Annotated in this window: 24 protein-coding genes; 18 read left to right on the forward strand and 6 right to left on the reverse strand. The window is 50.1% G+C overall.

The window, feature by feature from the left end; all coding sequences use genetic code 11:
* Positions 1–220 precede the first annotated feature (220 nt).
* The 14 genes from gspG (at position 221) to hemN (ending at position 12027) form a co-directional block, all read left to right on the forward strand.
* The gene (gene gspG, locus BS639_RS02610) at positions 221–640 is read left to right on the forward strand and encodes a type II secretion system major pseudopilin GspG (RefSeq protein WP_055773459.1); all 420 of its coding nucleotides are present in this window, start codon (positions 221–223) and stop codon (positions 638–640) included.
* 13 nt (positions 641–653) lie between these two features.
* Positions 654–1109 carry a transglycosylase SLT domain-containing protein gene (locus BS639_RS02615; protein ID WP_084982195.1) on the forward strand — a complete coding sequence of 152 codons (456 nt, stop codon included), beginning with the start codon at positions 654–656 and terminating at the stop codon, positions 1107–1109.
* 6 nt (positions 1110–1115) lie between these two features.
* Entirely contained in the window at positions 1116–2291 is a 1176-nt protein-coding gene (locus BS639_RS02620) for a type II secretion system F family protein (RefSeq protein WP_084982196.1), read from the forward strand.
* A complete protein-coding gene (locus BS639_RS02625; protein WP_082457353.1) occupies positions 2288–3925 on the forward strand; it encodes a GspE/PulE family protein in 1638 nt (545 codons plus the stop codon). The genes BS639_RS02620 and BS639_RS02625 overlap by 4 nt, the downstream gene beginning before the upstream one ends.
* A complete protein-coding gene (locus BS639_RS02630; protein ID WP_084982197.1) occupies positions 3906–4628 on the forward strand; it encodes a hypothetical protein in 723 nt (240 codons plus the stop codon). Before BS639_RS02625 ends, BS639_RS02630 begins: the two co-directional genes overlap by 20 nt.
* Positions 4625–5125, forward strand: a complete 501-nt coding sequence (locus BS639_RS02635; protein ID WP_084982198.1) for a hypothetical protein — start codon at positions 4625–4627, stop codon at positions 5123–5125. Before BS639_RS02630 ends, BS639_RS02635 begins: the two co-directional genes overlap by 4 nt.
* Entirely contained in the window at positions 5115–5666 is a 552-nt protein-coding gene (locus tag BS639_RS02640) for a hypothetical protein (protein ID WP_084982199.1), read from the forward strand. The genes BS639_RS02635 and BS639_RS02640 overlap by 11 nt, the downstream gene beginning before the upstream one ends.
* Positions 5663–6223, forward strand: coding sequence for a hypothetical protein (locus BS639_RS02645; RefSeq protein ID WP_084982200.1), 561 nt, complete (start codon positions 5663–5665; stop codon positions 6221–6223). Before BS639_RS02640 ends, BS639_RS02645 begins: the two co-directional genes overlap by 4 nt.
* Positions 6213–8117: a secretin and TonB N-terminal domain-containing protein gene (locus BS639_RS02650; protein ID WP_084982201.1), complete on the forward strand. Its 1905-nt coding sequence runs from the start codon at positions 6213–6215 to the stop codon at positions 8115–8117. Before BS639_RS02645 ends, BS639_RS02650 begins: the two co-directional genes overlap by 11 nt.
* Complete coding sequence (locus tag BS639_RS02655) at positions 8114–8590, forward strand: type II secretion system protein (protein WP_084982202.1); 477 nt, start codon at positions 8114–8116, stop codon at positions 8588–8590. Before BS639_RS02650 ends, BS639_RS02655 begins: the two co-directional genes overlap by 4 nt.
* Positions 8577–8945, forward strand: a complete 369-nt coding sequence (locus BS639_RS02660) for a type II secretion system protein (RefSeq protein WP_084982203.1) — start codon at positions 8577–8579, stop codon at positions 8943–8945. The genes BS639_RS02655 and BS639_RS02660 overlap by 14 nt, the downstream gene beginning before the upstream one ends.
* Positions 8932–9453 (forward strand): type II secretion system protein, encoded by a 522-nt coding sequence (locus BS639_RS02665; RefSeq protein WP_084982204.1) that lies wholly within the window; start codon positions 8932–8934, stop codon positions 9451–9453. The genes BS639_RS02660 and BS639_RS02665 overlap by 14 nt, the downstream gene beginning before the upstream one ends.
* A 286-nt stretch (positions 9454–9739) precedes the next feature.
* The gene (locus BS639_RS02670) at positions 9740–10429 is read left to right on the forward strand and encodes a response regulator transcription factor (protein WP_084982205.1); all 690 of its coding nucleotides are present in this window, start codon (positions 9740–9742) and stop codon (positions 10427–10429) included.
* A gap of 224 nt (positions 10430–10653) precedes the next feature.
* On the forward strand, positions 10654–12027 hold the full coding sequence (hemN, locus tag BS639_RS02675; RefSeq protein WP_084982206.1) for an oxygen-independent coproporphyrinogen III oxidase: 1374 nt from the start codon (positions 10654–10656) through the stop codon (positions 12025–12027).
* A gap of 73 nt (positions 12028–12100) precedes the next feature.
* Here hemN and BS639_RS02680 read toward each other — a convergent pair whose 3' ends face one another.
* The 3 genes from BS639_RS02680 to BS639_RS02690 are packed head-to-tail and all read right to left on the reverse strand — an operon-like array spanning position 12101 to position 14929.
* On the reverse strand, positions 12101–13234 hold the full coding sequence (locus tag BS639_RS02680) for an L-dopachrome tautomerase-related protein (RefSeq protein WP_084982207.1): 1134 nt from the start codon (positions 13232–13234) through the stop codon (positions 12101–12103).
* Between the two features lie 18 nt (positions 13235–13252).
* Complete coding sequence (locus tag BS639_RS02685) at positions 13253–13945, reverse strand: RraA family protein (RefSeq protein WP_084982208.1); 693 nt, start codon at positions 13943–13945, stop codon at positions 13253–13255.
* A 3-nt stretch (positions 13946–13948) separates the two neighbouring features.
* Entirely contained in the window at positions 13949–14929 is a 981-nt protein-coding gene (locus tag BS639_RS02690) for a hydroxyacid dehydrogenase (RefSeq protein WP_084982209.1), read from the reverse strand.
* A gap of 94 nt (positions 14930–15023) precedes the next feature.
* On the opposite strand from BS639_RS02690, the gene BS639_RS02695 reads away from it, so the two are divergent.
* From BS639_RS02695 to BS639_RS02710, 4 genes are all read left to right on the forward strand, one after another.
* The gene (locus BS639_RS02695) at positions 15024–15914 is read left to right on the forward strand and encodes a LysR family transcriptional regulator (RefSeq protein WP_055773490.1); all 891 of its coding nucleotides are present in this window, start codon (positions 15024–15026) and stop codon (positions 15912–15914) included.
* A 338-nt stretch (positions 15915–16252) separates the two neighbouring features.
* A complete protein-coding gene (locus BS639_RS02700; RefSeq protein ID WP_055773492.1) occupies positions 16253–16681 on the forward strand; it encodes a DoxX family protein in 429 nt (142 codons plus the stop codon).
* 73 nt (positions 16682–16754) lie between these two features.
* A complete protein-coding gene (locus BS639_RS02705) occupies positions 16755–17225 on the forward strand; it encodes a GlcG/HbpS family heme-binding protein (RefSeq protein WP_228779784.1) in 471 nt (156 codons plus the stop codon).
* Positions 17226–17349: 124 nt separating this feature from the next.
* Complete coding sequence (locus BS639_RS02710; protein WP_084982210.1) at positions 17350–17820, forward strand: GlcG/HbpS family heme-binding protein; 471 nt, start codon at positions 17350–17352, stop codon at positions 17818–17820.
* Positions 17821–17919: 99 nt separating this feature from the next.
* Here BS639_RS02710 and BS639_RS02715 read toward each other — a convergent pair whose 3' ends face one another.
* From BS639_RS02715 to glnG, 3 genes are all read right to left on the reverse strand, one after another.
* Positions 17920–18606 (reverse strand): TerC family protein, encoded by a 687-nt coding sequence (locus tag BS639_RS02715; RefSeq protein WP_055773498.1) that lies wholly within the window; start codon positions 18604–18606, stop codon positions 17920–17922.
* 8 nt (positions 18607–18614) lie between these two features.
* Entirely contained in the window at positions 18615–19904 is a 1290-nt protein-coding gene (locus tag BS639_RS02720; protein WP_084982211.1) for a CitMHS family transporter, read from the reverse strand.
* A 461-nt stretch (positions 19905–20365) separates the two neighbouring features.
* A complete protein-coding gene (glnG, locus tag BS639_RS02725; protein ID WP_045049689.1) occupies positions 20366–21778 on the reverse strand; it encodes a nitrogen regulation protein NR(I) in 1413 nt (470 codons plus the stop codon).
* Between the last annotated feature and the right edge of the window lie 3 nt (positions 21779–21781).

Below are 21781 nucleotides of genomic sequence, written 5' to 3' on the forward strand. Positions count from 1 at the left end.
ATTCTTAATTTCCTGTCGATTAATGACGTTGATTTGTAATTTAAATCGATATTGTGGATTATAAAGCGGCCAGAACATGAGAATATTCTATAGATGGCTGAGTTAATTCTCAGTTGTTCAAAGAGGCTTCCCCTGTTATCCACTCTGGCTTTGCTGAAAAATAGCAGAGCGAAATATAATTATCATATTTATCTCATTATTCACCTCACCTGAGGATTTTATGAAGTTAACGAATTTAAAACATAAAACACAAAGCGGATTTACGTTGCTTGAGCTTCTCGTTGTTTTAATGATTATCGCACTGCTCGCCGGATTTGTCGGCCCGAAACTTTTTTCGCAGGTCGATCAGGCCAAACAAAAGACCGCGCGTAGCCAAATGAAATCCCTGTCCGAGTCGTTGGGTCAATATCGTCTCGATGTGGGGCAATATCCGACAGCAAGTCAAGGGCTGAAAGCATTGACTCATATGCCCAGCGGTGTAAAAGGTTGGCGCGGTCCCTATTTGAGCCAGGAAGTCCCTAACGATCCGTGGGGGAATGCCTACCAGTGGAATAACCCGACCAAAGACAAGAATGCCATTTACGAGGTTGATATATTTTCAATGGGTATCAACGGAAAGTCCCTGAATTACGGTTTCTAACGTTGGTCTACTAATGTGCAAATTAATTCTTCTTTGGTCGTTTTTATTTTTCGCCTCGCCGACCTATGCCCACTGCTGGCAAGAGGCGGGCGAACGCTACGGCATTGAACCCGAACTGCTACAGGCCATTGGGATTGTTGAATCCAATTTAAATCCAGCGGCACGAAGTAAAAATAAAGACGGCAGTTACGATATTGGCTTAATGCAAATTAATAGTCGAAATATACCGACGCTGAATAAATTTAATATTTCCGAGCAGCAGCTCATTGAAAATCCCTGTTTAAGCGTCATGAGTGGCGCATGGATCTTGGCGGGCTTTATTCGGAAAAAAGGCTATGGCTGGGAAGCCGTGGGTGCCTATAACGCAGGACTTGCACCCAAGAATGCCGGACTGCGTAAACGTTATGTTAAACGCGTTTGGCCGCACTATCAGCGCTTGATTGAACAACGTACGGCCAAACTTCGGTGAATGTGAATGAAAACCTTTGATGTCACTTTATTGCTTAACGGTAAGAGTTCTATACAGCGAATTCGGGGCAAATCGGCCGATGAAGCAAGAATAAACGCAGCGGCGGGTGGGGCTTTAGTTATTAAGGTTAAAGCCTGCCAGCAGTGGAAGGGCGGTAAAAAGCCGTTTCCGCTGGTGCTATTTACCCAAGAACTGGTCGCGCTGCTTGAGGCGGGATTGGTGGTGGTCGAGGCTATTGAAGCTCTGCACGAAAGCTGCAGGGAAGAGTTTCAGCGTCAGGTTCTGTTTTCCTTGCTGCAGGAACTGTATCAGGGGTGTCAGCTTTCACAGGCAATGGCCGCCCAGGCGCACATTTTCCCTGCCCTCTTGGTGAGCACTGTTGCCTCTTCGGAGCAAACTGGACAGTTGGCGACCGCGCTGACGCGCTTTCAGTTTTATGAAAAACGAATCGACATTTTACGTAAACGCATCCGCTCTACCTTGCTCTACCCGTGTGTCGTACTCAGCGTGGGTGCACTTATCATGTTCTTTTTACTCGGTTTTATTATCCCACGCTTTTCAGTGGTGTTTGCTGGGATGAAGAATCCCTCTTCTAGCGCACAGTTTATTGTCTGGTGGGGGAAGTTAGTCACCCAGCATGGAATGTTACTGCTGGTCGCAACGCTGATTTCGACGGTTGCGCTGGTGGTATTGCTGCGCAGTAAGGCGATGAAGACAGTGATGATGAACGTGTTAATGCGCATTCCGCAGCTTCGGTCTCAGTTTGAGCTTTCGGTTTTGATCCGCTTTTACCGCACTTTGGGCTTATTACTGCAAGGCGGAATGCCGGCGGTTGACGCGCTTGAGATGACCGGCACGCTGCTGCCTGCCAGCTACTGGCCAAGGCTCAAAGGGGTGTTGAATGAGGTCCGTGAGGGAAAAGCGATATCGCAGACGTTAAATAATTATCAATTGACTACCCCTGTGGCTGCACGGTTGCTGGCCGTTGGCGAGCGCGGCGGTGAGCTGCCCGCGATGTGTGAGCGAATTGCGGCGTTTTATGACGAGAGTCTGGAACGCGCGATCGAAACCTTCAGCAAAGTGTTTGAGCCGGTGCTGATGCTGCTCGTCGGCGGTATGGTCGGCATGGTGGTGTTTCTTCTTTACATGCCAATCTTCGAGATGGCGGGGAGCCTGTCATGACACGGTTCATTGATTCGACAGTAGAAGAGTTTCAGTTTTGGCTAACACAAGAGAGTGCACCGCGCTGTGAGCATCTCGAACAACTGCTAAGCGACTGTCCGGAAAAACTGCATCCGCTAGCCGAGGCCTTTGGGCTTTATCCTCTGAGTGCAGAGCAGCTCGCGGGTGCGGAACTTGATTTCACCCACTTGCCGCTTGCCGAGGCTCTCTCTCACGGGGCTTTACCGCTCAGGTTCAACGACAGCAGCTATTTACTGCTCAGCGATCCATTCTCCCTGCCGCTGCGACAGTGGGCACAGCGCTATACCGATAAGCTGGGGCTCTGTCAGCCCTCGTGGATAACCGGGCAGCTTGAAATACTGTCTCGCCAGCAGCGCACCACCGACCATCTCGGGCAGCAGGAGTCGGAAGACTCAGCGGACGATTTGCTCACCGATATCTCGCTCGTATCACTGTCACGCGAGCAAAGTCCGGTCATTAAATTGGTTAACGCCACGCTGTTCGATGCGTTGCAAAGCCGCGCCAGCGATATTCATCTTGAAAGCGTTAACGATGGCTTGGTGGTGAAATACCGTATCGACGGCGTCCTGCATTTCATTACGCGCTGCAACGGCACTCAGCAGGCGGAACAGGTTATCTCAAGGCTTAAAGTCTTGGGCTGTATGGATATTTCAGAGCGCAGAATTCCGCAGGATGGGCGTTTCAAAGCGCTTATCCAGCAGCGCCCGGTAGATTTTCGCGTGTCGATTATGCCCAGCATTCACGGCGAGGACGCGGTGCTGCGCGTTTTGGACAAATCACATGAGCAAAATCTTCGGCTTGAAACTCTAGGTTTTGACCAACGAACGCTGGATTCAATTCGCCAGTTAACCCACATGCCTTATGGCATGGTGCTGGTGACCGGCCCAACAGGCAGCGGTAAATCCACCACGCTGTATTCGGCGCTCAGTGAATTAAACAGCGGTGAGAGCAAAATCATCACCATTGAAGACCCGGTCGAGTATCAGCTCAGCGGTGTTTTGCAGATCCCGGTTAATGATAAGAAAGGGCTGACCTTTGCCCGCGGGCTTCGCGCCATTTTGCGCCACGATCCAGACATCATATTGGTCGGTGAAATACGCGACAGCGAAACGGCGGGTATTGCGGTTCAGGCCGCGCTTACCGGGCACGTAGTTTTGTCATCCGTGCACGCCAACAGCGTTTTTAGCGTGCTCGAACGTTTTCTTTATATGCAGGTTGAGCCGGTCAGTTTGATAACCGCGTTGAACGGCGTGGTGGCGCAGCGGTTGGTTCGCCAAATTTGTCCGCACTGTCGTGAAGAGAAGCACCCCGATGCACAGCAGGTAAAAGACTGGAATCTGACCGCCGAACAGCTGCAAAAAGGCGTCTGGGCCCAGGGTCGCGGTTGTGAAAAGTGTCGCGACAGCGGCTATCACGGACGTTTAGCGCTGGCAGAGGTGCTGTTTTTCAGTGATGCCATGAAAGAGGCCATGCTGGCGCGTTCATCGATTAGAAACTTAAGAGAGACCGCCTTGAAAGACGGATTCATCCCCCTGCGAGATATCGCTATTGATGCCGCATGCAAAGGGCTCACCACCCTACAGGAAGTGAAACGTGTTATTTCAATACACTAATCTTTGGCGGATTTTTGTCCATCCGCGACGGCTACGACTTTTTCTGGCTCAGCGTCAGGTTTGCGAAATTATCGTGGAAGATGAGTCTGAACAGGCTACAAGCCTTGAAAAACTCCTCAGTCACATTCCCGCTCGACTGCCTTTCGTCGACCGCGTTGAATTTATTCTCGATTTCTCCCAACTGCATTATCTGATTATTCCTTGGCACCAAGGCGTGACAACGCCCCACGAGCGAGATCTGTATGCAATAGCGTTCCATCAGCAGCAGCAGCAGGGGCAGGTATCTCCCCCTATGCGAGTAGCGTTTACCGACTTTGCCTATGGCAAAAACGGTCTTGCCGCGCTGATGAGTCAAGAAAGTTTCGATACCTACCGCGCATTGGCACTGCGCTGCCGCCTGCGTTTTATCGGCTGCCGCAGCCTGTTTGATTTTCTTTGGCGCAGTGACAAAAAAAACGCGCGAACCTGCGGCCTGTTTGCCTGCATCGGCGAAATGCAAAGCAGCTTTGTACTGCGTTTTGAAAACCAGTGGCACAGCGCTTTTACCCTGCATTTGCCTGCCGCCGACACCCAGGCGCAGTTGGCAATAGCCAACCGTCTGGCGGGAATACCCCGACTGGACTGGCACGTGATGAACACTTGTTCTGGCGATTATCGCCCGCAGTATTTTGGTCTCTCGACTCCGGCAGAAGAAAAAGTATGAGTACTTTACATTTTAGCGCTTCGCCGACGTGGGCAATAAAAGCCTCTGTGGCGGCAATCCTGCTGTTTTTGCCGCTGGGATATTTTATGCAACAGGCATTAAGCGAAAAGCAGCAGTATCACCAAATGTTCGATGCGGTACAGACAAAATTGCAGGCACACAGAGCGGCGGCGGAAAAAATACGCCTCAGCCAAAAAGCCTTTCATCGTCAACTGCCCGGTGCAGAAAAATCGACACCGGACCTGCTGCCGCTGCAATTGTTAGGCAAAGCAATGCGTGACGACGTTGCCCTTGTCTCGCTGGATATTGACAACTCACAGCATCAGGCACGGCTGACCGTGGTGGCCGACTCGCTCAACAGCCTGCTGGATTTTACCGCGCGCTTACAGAACGTGACCAACAAGGTAGAACTTGAAAGCCACGCCACCGAAGCGGCCCCCAAAGGCCGTTGGAAAGTCAAAGCCTCGCTGAGCGTGGAGTTTCGCCATGAAGATTAACTGGGGAGAAACACTCAATATGCAGGCTTTGACTGGGCGGCTGCGCTGGTATGCCTGCACGCTTTATCAACGACTGGGTCCGCTGCCGTTGCTGATTTTTGTTGTCTGGCTGGGATCACTGATTTTCCTTGGCACCGTCCTCAGCCCGGAAAATGCACGCCTTGGGCATAGCATCGAGGAAATTCGTCAAGAGCTTGCTGTTCCTTTACCGATGCTTTCAACGGCGCAGTCCGCCCTGCAAAAAAATATGAGCATTACTGAATATCAGCAGGTTAAGGCAATTTTCGACATTTTAAGCAAGCATCAGCTGATGGCCCAGGAGAGTCGCTATCAGTTTATTGAAGCAAGCGATACCCGTCCGGAACAGCTGGGGTTGGATATACCCATGAAAGGCGATTATCGCCACTTTTATGACGCGCTGAGTGAACTTACGGCAACGCTGCCGGTGAAAGTTAACGCTATCACCCTCAGTCGTTCACATCCCGACCTCAGCGAGTTACAGATTATGCTGCGGGTCACCGTAGCCGGAGTACATCAATGAAACTCCCTCGCTATTTGCAAATTGCCCTGTTGGCAACCTGTGCGTTGGCACTTTATAGCCTGCTTGGTGACGAAGCGGATGAGCCGGTACCCCTTTCCGTGGTTCATCGTGCACCAAGTCCTTCTGCGGTGAAAATTACGCCTACCGCCACTTCGCAGCTGGAGCAGAGTTTTGTTGATCTCTTCCCGTCGGGCATTAAGCCGCTTAAGCCAGCGCCTGAGCTGGAAGCGGTACATAAAGCCCCAGTGGTCGCCAAAGTGGAGGAGCCATTGGTGCCCAGTCTGCCCTTCAACTTGGTGGGCAGCTGGTGGAGTGACGGCCAGCGTGCGCTGATGCTTCAGCAGGGAAGTCAACACTGGATTATCTGTAAAAAATGCCGCGCCCCTCAGCGCGTCTGGATAGGTATGCCGCTAAACAAAGACTGGCAGTTAAAAAGCGTCTCGACCGACAGTCTTACGTTTCTTTGGTTACCCCAAATGCGCGAACAGCGTTTGCCCCTTGGCGACATGAAATCTGAGCCAACTTTTAAAGATGCAAAACATAAAAATGCTAAATAAAAAACCTTTGGTGATAGCCATCAGTCTTCTGTTGTTAGCAGGTTGTGCGGCGAAAAAAACCGACGATATTGCCAAGCCGCAAGAGACATCACAAGCCACCCTGATCAACTCGCTCGGCGAACTGTCCAGGCAGCGCGCTGCCGATCCCGACAACGTTGAGCTAAAAAGCCGCGAGCAGATTGATACCAGCATATTGGTCAACATGTATCTGGCGCAGGCCGAGGATGCACTGAAAGCCAACCAGTATGCACAGGCCTCAAAGCTTTGGCGCACGGTGCTGACCTATCAGTCAGGAAACAGCCGTGCTGCGCAGGGACTTCGGCGGATAAGTAGCTATCGCGCACTCGATTCAACCTATTTAATGGCTGAAAAGCTGGCGGTTCAGGACCCAGAACGCGCACTCCAGAAGATTCAGTTGGTATTGGAAGAGGAGCCTAATTGGCCGCAGGGCAAAGCACTGCGTGATCATCTGTTGCGTAAACTTTCTTCCAGCAATGTGCCCTATGAAAAAATGAATGCTGAGATGAAGAAGAATGTCTCACTGAATTTTCAGTCGCATAATCTGATCGACATCTTCAATACTATTTCGAAAATGACCGGCGTGAATATTATTTATGATAATGACGTGTCAGTGAGCACCAAGGCCAGCATCATTGCCAAAAATACGACCGCTGAAGACGCCATTAACCTGCTGCTGTTGACCAACCAGCTCAGGAAGAAAGTGCTCAACGGCAACACCTTGCTGATTTATCCGGCCAGCCAGTCGAAGGATAAAACCTATAAAAATATCGAGGTAAAAACCTTCTTTCTCGGCTATGCCAAAGCCAAGGATGTTAACATCGCCTTGCGTAACATGCTAAAAATTAAAGATATTCATGTTGATGAGCGCACCAATACCATCACCGTGCGTGCGCCCAGCGAGACCGTTGATATGGCGGAAAGGCTGTTGATGACGCTCGACCGTCCCGATGCAGAAGTGACGCTAGAAGTGCAGGTTCTGGAGGTGTCGACCAACGACGCCAAAAGTTTAGGCATCGATTACCCCGACAAAATTGGCTTACGCTTGGGCACTCCTGCTGTTTCTGATAAGGAAACGGGGGGTTCGGCTCCTTCGGATTCCAGCATTAAGCTCAACGCATTGACCGCCAACAATCTCTATGTGAATTTCGGCAGCACCAACGGTATAGCATTGAACATCAAAGACTTGATGAGCAAGTCTACCGTGTTGGCCACTCCGCGTATCCGAGTGAAAAACGGTAAGAAAGCCGAAATCCACATTGGTGAAAAAATCCCAGTAGTCAGCAGCAGCACCAGCCAGTACGGCAATACCAGCAAAGTTGAGTACAACGAAGTCGGCTTGAAGCTGCTGGTAACTCCAGATATCAGCCTGGACGGCACTATTACGATGGACGTTGATTTTGATCTCAGTAATCTTGGTAATGAAATAAAATCAGGCACCGGCGATACCTATTATAAAACCACCAACCGACAGGCAAAAACAGTGTTGAGCAGTGAGAATGGGGAAACGCAAATTCTCGCTGGTTTAATTAAGCAGGATAAAAGTGACGGTGAACAAGGTTTACCGTGGTTAAGTCATATTCCGCTGATTGGTGGGCTGTTTGGTAACAGTAGCCGCAGCAGCAGCCGCACCGAAGTTATTCTGCTTATCACGCCACATCTTGAACATAATATCGATTTACCGGGTGCGCATATCAGCACCATTCAGCTTGGCACGGAGGATATGCCTGGTGTAGAGAATAATATTCTGCACTCGGAGGGTAAAATAAAACTCAACGCCGAGAAGTTTGAACTGCCGGCACGGGGACCTGCTTCACAGATGCCCGCCGCTTTGCCTGATCCGTATGCAGGTGCAATGCAGGCCGACGATTTATGAGTCAGCATCAGAAAGGCTTTACGCTCATAGAGATGATGGTCACGCTGACCATTATGGCCACGCTAGCCGCCGCTGCGCTGCCCGCGGTGGGTAAATATACCACCAGACAAAAAGAGCAAGAGCTGACGCTCGCGCTGCAACAAATCCGTGATGCCCTTGATGCTTATCACAAACTTGCACTGGCCGGGCGGGTAGCTAAAACGGCCGATGAGCTGGGTTATCCCAAGGAGCTAAGCGCGCTGAGCAAGGGGGTGGTAGATATCACTTCAGCCAATAAAAAGATGATTTACCTGCTGCGGCATATTCCACGCGATCCTTTTTGCGACTGTGGGGGACGAAGCAACGAAGAGACGTGGAAACTTCGCAGCTCAACGTCCCAACCGGATAATTTCGACGGTGGGAGAGATGTCTACGATATTCGTTCAAGCAGCACGTTAAGCGGATCGAACGGAATACCCTATGCGCAATGGTGAAAAAGGATTTACCTTAATTGAGCTGTTGGTGGTGATGGCGATTATTGCCGTGCTGATGTCGATTGCCGTGCCGAGATATTTTCAACAGACGGAAAGGGCACGTGAGGTGGTATTGAAACATAATATCAACGTATTGCGCCTCAGCCTGGATGATTATCTCAGAGATAATGGCGACTATCCTGATTCATTGGAATCACTGATTGACAGGCAATATTTACGCCAGCTTCCGCTCGACCCTATTACGGATCAACGCACGAGCTGGGTTCCCAAGGAAAATGAAGAAGGGAAAATTATTGATGTACACAGTGGGTCGCCTTTGAAATCAACCGACGGGACCGAGTATGCGCAGTGGTAATTCACAAGCCGGATTCAGCTATTTATTATTACTGATTTGGCTAAGCATTATGGCCTTTATGCTGCTTGAAAGTCAGGACCTGATTGCCAGTCGATTTCGGCAACGGCAGGAGGCACAGTTATTGTTTAATGGAAATCAAATTCGAGAGGCCATTAATCACTATCGTGGATCGGATAATATCAATGCTGAAGAAGACGGTCCCAAAGACGGGGGCTGTTTCCCGACGGATTTTTCGCAGTTACTGATTGATAATCGCGGCCAAAAGCCTGTGTATCATCTACGAAAAGTATATCTCGATCCTTTCATGCCTAAAAAGGCGTGGATAAAAGTTTTCGACGCTGAAGGTCGCTGGATTGGCGTTCATTCATCAGATCAGAGGCGACCCTTGAAAAAAATGGGATTCTCTGAACAAGACAATGAGTTTAGCAAGGCAAAGACTTATCAGGAATGGATATTCAAAGTCGATGAAGATCCAGCCGCGCCTTTACCTGACCAATGTAAAAAATAAAATCCCTCCACCTATAAACAAGACTTATCTTATAGGGTGGTTCGCGAAACATTCTTGTATAATGAGGTTGGGAATCTGTGAACTTCTATTATATTTTTTATAATTTCCATTTATTTTAATAAGTGATTTTAGTTGAGTTTTATTAAATAATCAAATGACCCGCCGCTCATTATTTCGATGTCGTAGCGCTTTGTGAAAACCAACGTAATATATAAATTTTATTTTATATAACGCAGGGGGATTGTTTTTTTAAATTGGTTTATGCTAAAACACTAATGGGGTGATTATGTGTATTAATATCGTTATAGCAGATGAGTTAAAGTTGGTTCGTAAAGGTGTTGTTTCTCTCATTAATAATATGCATTATGGCGAGCAGCTGAGTAGCGATCCGACCGATGGGTATAATATTATTGCCGATACCTCAACGCCCAATGAGTTGGTCAATATTCTTGCAAGTAATAACATTGACTTGCTTATTTTGGGTTACTCACTGAGTACTAAAGAAAATACTAATCCAATTTCATCGCTGGACGGCTATGCGTTAATCAAGTGGCTGACCAAGAAGTACCCCAACCTCAAGATTATTGTGATTTCACCCTATAAACATCCTAGTCTGATGCGCACCATTCTTGAAATGGGTGCTACGGGTTATATCAGTATGGACATCTGCGAAAAAACGCTGGAGCGGGTCATTATCTCGGTATTGAATAATGAAGTTTACATTGAAAAGGGTATGATGAAATCACTGTTCCAAGGTAAGGATAGCAGCGGTAGAGAGGTCTCGCTCAAAGAAATGGAAGTTCTGCGCTTGCTGTGTAAGGGCCTGAATTTAACCAGCATCGCCAACCGAATGAACCTGAGTATCAAAACGGTCAGCGCCCACAAGCTCAGGGCGATGAGTAAACTAGAGGTTAACTCGGACTGCCAGCTTTATTGCCTTCTGACCGAAACTCGGCAATTTAACGTTTCTTTCTAGGTTTCATTGATGAATATCATTGTATTAGCGATGGCCCTATTCTTGGTCTGTTTTATCGTTTGTTTAGTATGTAGACTAAAACGCCTGTCGAGACAAAAGTCCCGGCTGCATAAAGTCAGTGTTTTAAGGCCGTCCAGGCGTTCTCTTCCAGTACGACGGCCATCAACGCATGGTAAACGCCACTGAATAACTCAACATAACTTCAACAACAGCAGGGAGTCGGCATGCCAGCACAGGTCATTGAGTGGGATATGGCGATGATTAAGAAATATAACTATTCTGGACCTCGTTATACTTCTTATCCCACTGCGTTGGAGTTCAGTCCTGAGTATCGTAACGATACGTTTAAACAGGCCACCTCGCGTTTTCCTGAGCGCTCTCTCTCTCTTTATGTACACATCCCTTTTTGCCACCGGCTTTGTTATTTCTGCGGCTGCAATAAGCTGGTAACCCGTCAGCAGCACAAGGCTGAAGAGTATTTAGACGTGCTGGAGAAAGAGATTGTTCAGCGCGCATCGCTGTTTAAAAACCGTCAAGTGAGTCAGTTGCACTGGGGCGGTGGAACGCCGACCTATCTGAACAAATCGCAAATCAGTCGGCTGGTTGGCCTGCTGCGTCAACATTTTGACTTTATACCTGATGCCGAAATGTCGCTTGAGCTCGATCCCAGAGAAATCGAGCTGGATGTACTGGATCATTTACGTCATGAGGGTTTTACCCGTTTAAGCATGGGCGTTCAGGATTTTAATAAAGAGGTCCAGCGGCTGGTAAATCGGGTGCAGGATGAGGATTTCATCTTTGCGCTGATGGCACGTGCCAAGGCTCTGGGTTTCAGTTCCACCAATATCGATTTAATCTACGGCTTGCCCAAGCAAACGCCGGAAAGTTTTGCGCTTACGCTTCAGCGCGTTGCTTTATTAAATCCCGACAGGCTGAGCGTGTTCAATTACGCACACATGCCGACGCTGTTTGCCGCCCAACGTAAAATTAAAGACCACGACCTGCCGAGTGCGGAAGACAAACTGAAAATCCTACAGCAGAGCATTACTTCGCTGACCGAGGCGGGTTATCAGTTTATTGGCATGGACCACTTTGCCCGTCCGCAAGACGAGCTGGCCATCGCGCAGAGAGAGGGTAAGCTACACCGTAATTTTCAGGGTTACACCACCCAGGGCGACAGTGATTTGCTGGGGCTTGGCGTGTCGGCCATTAGTATGATCGGTGATACCTACGCGCAAAATGAAAAAGACCTGAAAACCTATTATGCGCAGATTGAGCTGCGTGGGCATGCGCTTTGGCGTGGCCTGAAAATGACCGATGATGACTGTCTGCGCCGCGACGTTATCAAAGCCTTGATATGCCATTTTGAGCTGAATTTCACTGCCGTTGAACAGCAATACGGGATCGTTTTCCAGGACTATTTTGCCGAAGATTTGCGACTGCTTAAGCCGTTAGTAGAAGATGGATTAGCCGCAATAGACGCTGACCGGATTGTGGTGACTGCACGTGGCCGACTGCTTATTCGTAATATCTGCATGTGTTTTGATATCTACCTGCGCCAGCAGCTTCGCCAGCGTCAGTTTTCCCGCGTTATCTGATTTTTTCCTGATTAGTTTCTAATTTTTTTAATGTGCCCGCGCATAAAAGCGCAGGCACAAATTTATTCATAGTTTATGAATGGTCTCGCGGTGACGGCTTGATAGGCAGCGGCAGTTTGTAAATTTTGACCGGGTATTCGACCGTTGACGCTTTTCCGCCGGTAGTGGCGGGTGTGCGATTTATCTGACCCGAGGGCATCCACAGTGCACCATCACTGACCCACATGGCGTCAATCCACACCAAACGTGGGTCAGAAACAACCGTCGAGACTTTACCCTCTGGGGTGATACGTTTGATTGAGCGTGTGTTGATATCAGAGGCATAAATGTTGCCTTCGCTGTCGATAGCGGTACCGCCAGTGCTCCAGGTATCGACAAACTTGTGAGCATGTTTGTTTACTTCATCAACAGGCAGTGAGGCATCATCCAGATAGCGCGTTTCGATACGTGCCATTGGTCCAGGAATAGCCTGATAATACAGCCATTTGCCATCTGGAGAGACTTCCAGCTGGTCTAGCCCTACGCGCTTTTCCTGGCCGTTTGGCAGAATAAGCTTCTTACCGTCGGCATAGATTGGTGCGTGGTCAATAGATAGCGGTTGGTCGTCGAGTACGCGGTGTGCCTTGCCGGTCTGTAGATTTAATACCACCAGGCCAACGGCGCCCGGATCGGTCATGTAGGCGAAATGTCCGTTGAAACGCACGTCATCAATATAGCTGGCCGGTTTAAGTATCGGCGGTTTGATAAGGTAGGTTTTAATGACTTTGTTGCTGGCGAGGTCAATTTTTACCAGCTTGGCGCCACCGTCCACTGACTTTGCGCCGGTCCCAATCCCGGTATTACCGGCGTCTACCGCCCAAAGATAGCCATCAGGCCCGATGCGCAGTGCGTTGACGTGCAGGAAATGGTGTTCGGGGTCAGACGATGTCCACTGGTTCCATTCGGCATCCGGATAAGGCGTTATTTTGCCATTCTCGCCCACTTCACCCAGTTCCAGCCCCGGTCCTTCAGATTGCGTAAAAGAGGCGAAAACTCGGCCCTCTTTGGTGACCGTTACGCCATTCCAGACGTGCGGCGAGGTGGCTGCTTGCTGTAAACGTGCATCTTGCTGGGTCGGCAGCGTCGGCGGAATTTTATCTTCTGCCTGCACTCCACCTGCCAGTAACAGACCAATCATCAAACTTAGCGTTTTTATCATGAGTTTCATGCCAACTCCTTTTGGAAATTAAACGGGGCAGCCTTTTGCGCGCAACAGACTGTTGAAACGCTCAGGGTCAGTAGTGCCAGAAGCATTGTTGACGCGAATTTGCTCTTCACGCTGGGCGTGTTTTTGCACCTTCGGCAGCAGGTCCTGCAATTCGGCGTAAGGGATAGCAATGACGCCGTCTACGTCGGCCACGATCAGGTCGCCGGGATTAACCAGCAGGCCGGCGCAGGAAATAGGCACATTGACCTGGCCCGGGCCATCTTTGCTAGGGCCGCGCAGCGTATTACCGCGTGCGTATACCGCGATGCCACCTTCCGTCCATTCGTTCAGGTCGCGAATTGCACCGTCAATCACAAAGCCGGCAATCTTTTTGGTCAAGGCCGAGGTGCGCATCAGTCCACCGATGAGTGCCTGCGTGAGGTCACCGGACCCGTCAACCACAATCACATCACCGGGTTGTGCCATCTCGATAGCTTTATGAATCATCAAGTTGTCACCCGGACGAACCTTTACCGTGAGAGCTGGACCGCACAGCACTACGCCGTTGTCGCCGTGGTACGGCTGTAGCCCAATGGCGCCGATGCTGCGGCCCATACAGTCGCCGATGTTCGGAACAGGCAGGCGGCGAAAGGCCTCAATGGTTGCGGGATCAGGCACCTGGTCGCGTTGTCCGATAAAGTAGCCGGCTGGCCATTCAGTGCGAGAAGTCATTTTTTACTCTCCTTTATTCAGAGTTTCAGGATTTACACAGGCGCGAACATTGATCCGCCGCTGTTGCAAGAAATCCAAACACTGCTGCGCGGCAGAACGCGCCACGGCATCCAGTGCTTCGGGGGTTGTGCCGCCGATGTGCGGCGTCATGACGATATTGCTGAACAGGCGGAAAGGGTGGTCAAGCGGCAGTGGTTCAACGGCCACCGTGTCTAAACCGGCAGCGGCCAGCTTTCCGTCGGTGAGCGCCTTTGCCAGTGCAGGTTCGTCAATCAGTTCACCGCGTGAGGTATTGATGACAATGGCGCGATTGGGCAGTTGTGCCAGCGTGTCTGCATTGAGCATCAGTCGGGTCGCCTTGTTAACCGGGCAGTGTAGGCTCAGAACGTTGCTGTTTTGCAGCAGCTCTTGCAAAGAGGAGTACTGCACCGCGTCGGTGGTGTCGCTACCCGATGGGATTGCGGGATCAAAGAAGGCGGTGCGCATACCGATGGCCTTGGCGACGTGGGCTACGCGGCGGCCAATTTCGCCATAGCCGACTAGGCCCAGAGTTTTGCCATGTAATTCAATTCCTTGGCTGCTACGTGTCCAGCGACCTTCGACAATCTCCTGCTGAAAAAATGGCAGTTGTCGTGCTGCGCTCAGCATCAGTCCGACAGTCAGTTCAGCAACGGACTGCGCATTGGTTGCGGGCGTTGTCAGAACGGGAATGGCGTGCGCGGTGGCGGCAGCAACGTCAATATTCGTTACGCCGACGCCGTGTTTGCAGATAATTTTCAATGAAGGGCAGGCATTAATTGCTGCGGCAGAAAGCGTGACGGTGCGGGAAATAACGGCGTCATAGGCACGGGTTGACATTAAACGCTCAACTTCACCGTCGTCGTCAGCGTTTTGCAGGTAATCTACCTCGCAGCCCGCATCCGCCAAAACCTTGCGGCCAGCGGCGCCGAGGGCCGGTGCGGTCATTAAAAACTTATAGGTCATACGTTGCTCCAGTGCTATTTTTATTAATATTGGCACTGTTAAACGATAAATAATAACGCCTAAATTTTATTTATTGATTCCTATGAGGAATGGAATGGAACTGAAATACCTGCGCTATTTCCTGGCTATTCAGGACACAGGGCATCTTGGACGTGCCGCAATAACCCTTGGTATCACTCAACCCGCACTCACAAAATGCATTCAAAGACTGGAGAAAATCTACGCCACTCGACTGATTTTAAAGGTTGGCCGAGGCATCCGTTTGACTGAGGCTGGTTTGCTACTTTGTGAGCGAGCTCAAAAAATTGTGCAGGACATGGAAGTGACCCAGCGCGACATGAGTGCGTTAGCAGAAGGGACTGCGGGATACATTCGCCTTGGCGCGGCGGCAACAGCGGCTGAGTTTATGCTGCCACAGTTGGCTAAACGCCTGCTGGCAGAGGCGCCTAGCGTACGTTTGGACGTTAAAGTTGGCATGAACGACCTGCTGCAAAACACGCTACGGGAAAAGCAACTGGACATTATTCTGGGCTTTCTACCCGATACCAGCAGCGAGTTTATCTCTCGACCACTGCTCGACGATCCGGTCGTGCTGGTGGCCAGTAAAGATCATCCTCTGGCCGGTATTCATCCAACCTCCGAGCAGTTGGACCAGTACAACTGGCTGCTGCCGTCCAGGAAAGTGGCTACCCGTCAATGGCTTGAACACCGCCTGCGGGCGGGAGGATATCCGCCGCCGCGCATTCAAGTCGAGGCAAATTCGATAGCCACGCTGCACTCGGTGATTGTCGAAACCAACCTGCTGAGCTTTATTTCTCGTCGTGCATTGGAAGAGATCCAGCATGCCATTCCGCTGGTCGAAATCCCGATGCCTCTATTGGTTATGCCGCGCACCTTTGGTTTGCAGTTTCATTCCTGGAGTGAGTTGTCGCCGGTGGCTCGCCAATTTGTGAAGATTGCCGAGAAAATATGGGACTATCAATAATGACAGCCTGCAATAAACCTTACTAAGTCGAGGGTCTTTAAGTTAATAAACAACCGTGATTTATTCACGGTTTTTTATTAACTTAATAAAATCTAAATATTCCTGACTTGAATTAATCCCGTTAAGTGATAAATAACCAAAGGTGTAAGTAACCATAACTTGCTGAGACTTTTTTTAACATTCAGTGCATGTTAGAAATAGCAGTGATGATTAAGCCACGGTGACCGGCATTGTTTTTTGCAAGCTTGCCTTATCGTATTTATTACTGTCATGAATCAATTTGATTAAATAATAGATTCGGAAATTCTCATTAAACATCAATCTAAGTGAAATAGAATATGAATAAACTAACGGCTTTTTCCTGTGTGGTTGCGCGTATTTTATCTGTGGGGTTGTTTTTTACTTCAGGCGTGGAAAAGATCGTCCAATACTCGGAAAACGTATCGACTATGGCGCAGAACGGCGTACCTGCTTTCTTTCTGCCGCTGGTTATTCTGCTTGAAGTGGGTGGCAGTATTGCCATTGCCTGCGGGTTTTTGACCCGTTTTACCTCCGTTTTTATGGCCGCCTTTTCCATTATTGCCGGCTTTCTTTTTTATCAGGGCTTTACCCTGCCGCATCTGATTGTGTGGTTAAAAAATGCCTCCTGCGCCGCAGGGTTTATCCTGCTGGTGATCAACGGTCCGGGCCGCTGGAGCCTTGACCACTGGATAAGCACCCGATTTGGGGGCAATAAAATCAAACGTATGCAGAACAGTGCGGCGTAGAAATCTACAGAGGATCTTTAAGGGCCGGCTGCGTTTCTCGGGTCTGCATCATGTATTAAATAAAAAGAGAGTAATGATGAAGAAATTCAGCTGTGCGTTATTGATGTTAGTCGGTTTTGCCACACAGGCTGCGGATGATGGCGTTACCCGCGTTCCTGTATTAACTCGGGATATGGCAAACGTTATATTGAAAAAAGCGGAGGACACCATTAAATCGCACCACATTGGCGGTGCGGTGGCTATTGTAGACGCCGCTGGTCAGCTTATTACCTTTGACCGTCTGGATGGGTCTACACCCGCTAATATTGCCTTGGCACCAGAAAAAGCCAAAACATCCGCTTATTTCGGCCAGCCAACGGAAACTTATCAACAAAAAGTTTCTCAGGGCAATTTAACTATATTGGGGAATTCACGTATTTTACCTTTCGCCGGTGGAATTCCTATCAAATTAGAGGGTCAAACGGTCGGTGCGATTGGTGTCAGTACGCCAGACGGCAATGTTGATAATGAAGCAGCCAAAGCCGCATTAGCGACACTTCAATAAAAATAATAAAAAGTTTTATGTCTGTGTCGTTCACATTTTGTGAACGACAATAATTCAAGAGCAGTGTTACTTAACCATAACCTTATTCTCTATGACTCATTACCACTTTTAAAAGGGACCCTACATGAAGAAATTACTCCTGCTGGCGGCACTGTGTTCTCTAGCTAGCCTGAATGCTTTCTCGGCACACGCTACCACGACGCAGGCCATTTTAACCAGCAGCGATGCTGATAAACTCATCGCCGTAGCGATTGATAAAGCAGGCAGGTTAAACGCCAACGTCTGTATCGCGGTGCTGGACCAGTCAGGGCAACTGCTGGCGTTTAAACGTATGGATACCGCGCCGGTAGGCTGCATTGATTCCTCAATCCTCAAGGCGCGCGCCGCCGCGCTCTACCGTACGCCGACCGATAAATATATGGGCCGTGCCAATGGAACAGAGCCTGCGATTGCCACTTTGCCGGGCATGGTGCCTTTGGGCGGCGGGAATCCCGTTGTTTATAACGACAATGTGATTGGCTCAGTGGGTGTGAGCGGTTCTGCCAATCCGAATGAAATCGCGATCGCTCAGGCCGCAGCCGATAGCCTAAAGTGATTAACAATCATCAATAAGTCGTGTTTATCGCCAATAAAAAACCCCAGCGGATTAAGTTCCTGGGGTTTTTAAACTAAACAATGGCTATCGATAAAAGCTTTAGTGGCCGTTTTTCACGGCCAGTTTGCTTTTGCCCACCCCAATCGCCAGAACAACCAGTGCGCCAACAACACCGGCGATAGTGGATAGATGAGTAATGGCGGCAAAATCGAAATGCGCAATCGCCGGGTCGGTGACAAACATGCTGCCGGCAATCCAGCCAATCAGGGCGCCGCCCAGCATGATGATAAACGGAAAACGGTTGATCATTGCCAGCACCAGCTTACTCCCGGCAATGATGATCGGGATGCTTATCACCACGCCAAGCGCCACCAGAACGTAGTTGCCCTTACCCGCTGCCGCCACGGCCAGCACGTTGTCCAGTGACATCACCACGTCGGCCACCACGATGGTCATCGCCGTTTTCCACAGGCTGGTGCCGCTTTTTATATCACTCTCTTCGTCTTCATTAGCGACCAGCTTGATGCCAATCCACAGCAGTAAAACGCCGCCCACCAGTTTCAGATAAGGCAAGTCCAGCAGTTTGACCGCCACTATCAATAAGACCACGCGCGCAATAATTGCACCGGCGGTACCGATAATAATCGCCTTGTTGCGTTGGTGCGGCGGCAATTTTCGGCATGCCATAGCAATAACCACCGCATTATCACCGCCCAACAGCAGGTCGATTACGATAATTTGTAGCAGGATAGCGATGAAGTCCCATTGATCAAATAACCAAGTCATAAAACACTCTATGCAGCGTAAAAAGGAAAAATCCCAGTAAGCAACGAAACGACAATCAAAATCAGGCTGCTTAGCAGAGACCATTTAAAGGTGAAGTACTGATTTTCTGAATAATCCAGCTTCAGCATACTGACCACCAAATAGGTTGAAGCAACCAGCGGGCTCAGAATATGCACCGGTTGCCCCATTAACGCGGCGCGCGCCATCTCGATACCGCTGATGCCGTGATGCTTCGCGGTATCTGCCAGCACAGGCAAAACGCCAAAATAGAACACATCGTTTGAGACCAGCCAAGTCATCGGAATGCTCAGCAGCGCCGTCACTACCGCCATGTAGGGGCCTAACGTGTCCGGAATAACGTTTAACAGGGCACTGCCTACCGCGTTCACCATGCCCGTTCCGGTAAAAACACCGGTAAATACGCCGGCCGCGAAGATTAGGCTGGAAACGGCAAGGATCGGAGGAGCGTGTTGCTCCAACTGATCTTTTTGCGCCGACAGGTCCGGAAAATTAACGATAAGCGCCAGACAGGCGGCAATCATGAACAGATAGCTTAGCGGCAACACCTCCATACATAAACCAATTATCAACAAAATGGTTAAAGTCCAATTAAAGTAGAAAGTTTTTGCTCCACGGCAGCGGTGCTGATCCTCAATCGCATTTTCAAAATTTATGTTTAAGTCGGGTCCTAAACGCGCGCGCTCACGGCGACCAAAGAGGTAGGCCAGCACAAAAGTCCAGGCCGCGCTGGCTAACAGCGCCGGGATCATTGGTACAAACATTGCGCCAATATCGACGTGCATCGAGGTGGCTGCCCGCGCCGTTGGACCGCCCCAAGGCACCATATTGCCCAGCCCTGAGACTTGCAGCAGAAGGCAGCACACCATCGGCAGCGAGAGACCGAGGCGTTTGTAAATGGGTAAAAAAGCGGAGAGCACGATGATGTAGATGGTGGCCCCGTCGCCGTCCAGTGCCACCAAAAAAGCCAGTAGCACGGTGCCGAGGAAAATTTTAACCGGGTCGCCTTTCACGGCTTTGATAACTCGCTTAACCAGCGGGTCGAACATCCCCGCTTCAGTCATCACCATGAAATAGAGCATGGCAAAGATAATCATTACCCCGTTAGGTGCAACGGTCCTGATGCCATCCATCATGTATTTGCCGATGCTGGCATAAAACCCGCCAATAAGAGCAAACACGGTCGGAATTAGAATAAGCGCCGTTAACGCCGACAGGCGTTTGGTCATTAGACAAAAGATAAAGAAAATGAGCATCAATACACTCAGGGTCACCAGCATCGCTTCATTCCTCTGTAGGGGGAAGATAAAAAGAGTTTTGTTCGAACAGTGGTTAGCTGTTTGTTTCTTTTGGGTTATTTTTATGAATTATGTCAGTAACAAGAGGTGAAAAATGGCATCTGGTTTTATGAATAGATTCCTCGCGGGAATGATAAGGATTCAAAAAATGTTGATAAATTAAATTATAAATGTACCAAAAGGTTCGAAATTATCTATCGGCCTTGATAATAGGCACTTTTAATAAATTTCGCATTCGCAGTTTCGGTCGTTTTGGCGGCAAATAGAGGGCGTGAGACCAAGCTTAGAGGGGGAAAAAGCGTTGTGACTTTGTGAGCAAGGACAAACAATTTAAATTTCGACACGGCGGTGTTAGCGCGTTAAAGGCAAAAAAAAGCCTTGGCGTTAATGAATGGCCAAGGCTTGATATTACGGCTGCGCATCGCGATGTCGGCGTGCTCGGCTTACTCCATACCTAACTCTTTTAGCTTGCGCGTGAGGGTGTTACGACCCCAGCCCAGCAGACGAGCGGCTTCCTGTTTATGGCCCTGAGTGTGGCGCAGTGCAGTCGTCAGCAGTGTGCGCTCCATTTCAGGCTGTGCTTCAGAAAGCAGGTTTTGATGACCGGAACGCAGCGCGCGGTCGGCCCACTGTGCCAGCAAGGTTGCCCAGCTGTCAGGCAGGCTTTGCCCACCGGTCTCCGGCGCGCTGCTTTCAAACAGCTCGGGAGGCAGGTCCTGAATCAGCACTTCTTGTCCGGCCGCCATCACTGTCAGCCAGCGACAGGTGTTTTCGAGCTGGCGCACGTTGCCCTGCCAAGGCAGGCGTGTCAGCGCAGTTTCCGTTTCCGGATGCAGATTTTTGGCCTCAACGCCCAACTCTTTAGCTGCAACCTGCAAGAAGTAGCGCGCCAGACGTGGAATGTCTTCACGACGCTCACGCAGTGGCGGCAGATGCACGCGGATCACGTTCAGGCGGTGGAACAAGTCCTCGCGGAATTTGCCTTCCTGAACGCGCAGCTCAAGGTTCTGGTGCGTAGCGGCAATAATACGGACGTCTACTTTTACCGGCGCATATCCCCCCACGCGATAGAACTGGCCGTCGGCCAATACGCGCAGCAAACGGGTCTGTACGTCCATCGGCATATCACCGATTTCGTCCAGGAAAAGGGTACCATTATCGGCCTGCTCAAAACGTCCTTGGCGAATCTGATTGGCGCCGGTAAAAGCCCCTTTCTCATGACCAAAGAGTTCGGACTCAATCAAGTCCTTGGGGATCGCCGCCATATTAAGCGCGATAAAAGGCGCTTTGGCTCGCGGGCTGTGGCGATGCAGCGCGTGCGCCACCAACTCTTTACCGGTTCCCGATTCGCCATTAATCAGTACGCTTATCGAGGAGCGAGAGAGACGGCCGATGATGCGAAATACGTCCTGCATGGCCGGTGCTTCACCGATGATATCCGCCGTCGGCCCGCTGGCCGGTTGACTGCGTGCCGGCTGCTGTTGCTCCTGATAGTGGCTGATCGCGCGTTCAACCAGGGCAACTGCTTCGTCGATATCAAAAGGCTTCGGCAGGTAGTCAAATGCACCCTGTTGATAGGCACTGACCGCGGCGTCCAGGTCCGAATGCGCAGTCATTATGATGACCGGAAGCATCGGGTGACGTTGTTTGATTTGTTTTAACAGCGCCAGCCCATCCATACCGGGCATGCGAATATCTGATAACAAAACGTCAGGGGTTTGAGTCGCAATGGCTTCCAATACTTCATTGCCGCTGTCGAACGTGGTGCAGTTTAAACCCGCCCCAGTGAGCGCGCGTTCAAGTACCCAGCGGATGGAGCTATCGTCATCGACGATCCAGACTATCCCTCGTTGCATAAG

Source organism: Rouxiella silvae (assembly GCF_002093625.1).
In the GTDB taxonomy this organism is placed as follows: Bacteria; Pseudomonadota; Gammaproteobacteria; order Enterobacterales; family Enterobacteriaceae; genus Rouxiella; species Rouxiella silvae.

What these genes read in the sequence shown, in the direction of transcription:
- gspG (WP_055773459.1), top strand. Translation starts at nt 221, where the DNA reads ATGAAGTTAACGAATTTAAAACATAAAACACAAAGCGGATTTACGTTG.
- BS639_RS02615 (WP_084982195.1), top strand. Translation starts at nt 654, where the DNA reads ATGTGCAAATTAATTCTTCTTTGGTCGTTTTTATTTTTCGCCTCGCCG.
- BS639_RS02620 (WP_084982196.1), top strand. Translation starts at nt 1,116, where the DNA reads ATGAAAACCTTTGATGTCACTTTATTGCTTAACGGTAAGAGTTCTATA.
- BS639_RS02625 (WP_082457353.1), top strand. Translation starts at nt 2,288, where the DNA reads ATGACACGGTTCATTGATTCGACAGTAGAAGAGTTTCAGTTTTGGCTA.
- BS639_RS02635 (WP_084982198.1), top strand. Translation starts at nt 4,625, where the DNA reads ATGAGTACTTTACATTTTAGCGCTTCGCCGACGTGGGCAATAAAAGCC.
- BS639_RS02640 (WP_084982199.1), top strand. Translation starts at nt 5,115, where the DNA reads ATGAAGATTAACTGGGGAGAAACACTCAATATGCAGGCTTTGACTGGG.
- BS639_RS02645 (WP_084982200.1), top strand. Translation starts at nt 5,663, where the DNA reads ATGAAACTCCCTCGCTATTTGCAAATTGCCCTGTTGGCAACCTGTGCG.
- BS639_RS02650 (WP_084982201.1), top strand. Translation starts at nt 6,213, where the DNA reads ATGCTAAATAAAAAACCTTTGGTGATAGCCATCAGTCTTCTGTTGTTA.
- BS639_RS02655 (WP_084982202.1), top strand. Translation starts at nt 8,114, where the DNA reads ATGAGTCAGCATCAGAAAGGCTTTACGCTCATAGAGATGATGGTCACG.
- BS639_RS02660 (WP_084982203.1), top strand. Translation starts at nt 8,577, where the DNA reads ATGCGCAATGGTGAAAAAGGATTTACCTTAATTGAGCTGTTGGTGGTG.
- BS639_RS02665 (WP_084982204.1), top strand. Translation starts at nt 8,932, where the DNA reads ATGCGCAGTGGTAATTCACAAGCCGGATTCAGCTATTTATTATTACTG.
- BS639_RS02670 (WP_084982205.1), top strand. Translation starts at nt 9,740, where the DNA reads ATGTGTATTAATATCGTTATAGCAGATGAGTTAAAGTTGGTTCGTAAA.
- hemN (WP_084982206.1), top strand. Translation starts at nt 10,654, where the DNA reads ATGCCAGCACAGGTCATTGAGTGGGATATGGCGATGATTAAGAAATAT.
- BS639_RS02680 (WP_084982207.1), bottom strand. Translation starts at nt 13,234, where the DNA reads ATGAAACTCATGATAAAAACGCTAAGTTTGATGATTGGTCTGTTACTG.
- BS639_RS02685 (WP_084982208.1), bottom strand. Translation starts at nt 13,945, where the DNA reads ATGACTTCTCGCACTGAATGGCCAGCCGGCTACTTTATCGGACAACGC.
- BS639_RS02690 (WP_084982209.1), bottom strand. Translation starts at nt 14,929, where the DNA reads ATGACCTATAAGTTTTTAATGACCGCACCGGCCCTCGGCGCCGCTGGC.
- BS639_RS02695 (WP_055773490.1), top strand. Translation starts at nt 15,024, where the DNA reads ATGGAACTGAAATACCTGCGCTATTTCCTGGCTATTCAGGACACAGGG.
- BS639_RS02700 (WP_055773492.1), top strand. Translation starts at nt 16,253, where the DNA reads ATGAATAAACTAACGGCTTTTTCCTGTGTGGTTGCGCGTATTTTATCT.
- BS639_RS02705 (WP_228779784.1), top strand. Translation starts at nt 16,755, where the DNA reads ATGATGAAGAAATTCAGCTGTGCGTTATTGATGTTAGTCGGTTTTGCC.
- BS639_RS02710 (WP_084982210.1), top strand. Translation starts at nt 17,350, where the DNA reads ATGAAGAAATTACTCCTGCTGGCGGCACTGTGTTCTCTAGCTAGCCTG.
- BS639_RS02715 (WP_055773498.1), bottom strand. Translation starts at nt 18,606, where the DNA reads ATGACTTGGTTATTTGATCAATGGGACTTCATCGCTATCCTGCTACAA.
- BS639_RS02720 (WP_084982211.1), bottom strand. Translation starts at nt 19,904, where the DNA reads ATGCTGGTGACCCTGAGTGTATTGATGCTCATTTTCTTTATCTTTTGT.
- glnG (WP_045049689.1), bottom strand. Translation starts at nt 21,778, where the DNA reads ATGCAACGAGGGATAGTCTGGATCGTCGATGACGATAGCTCCATCCGC.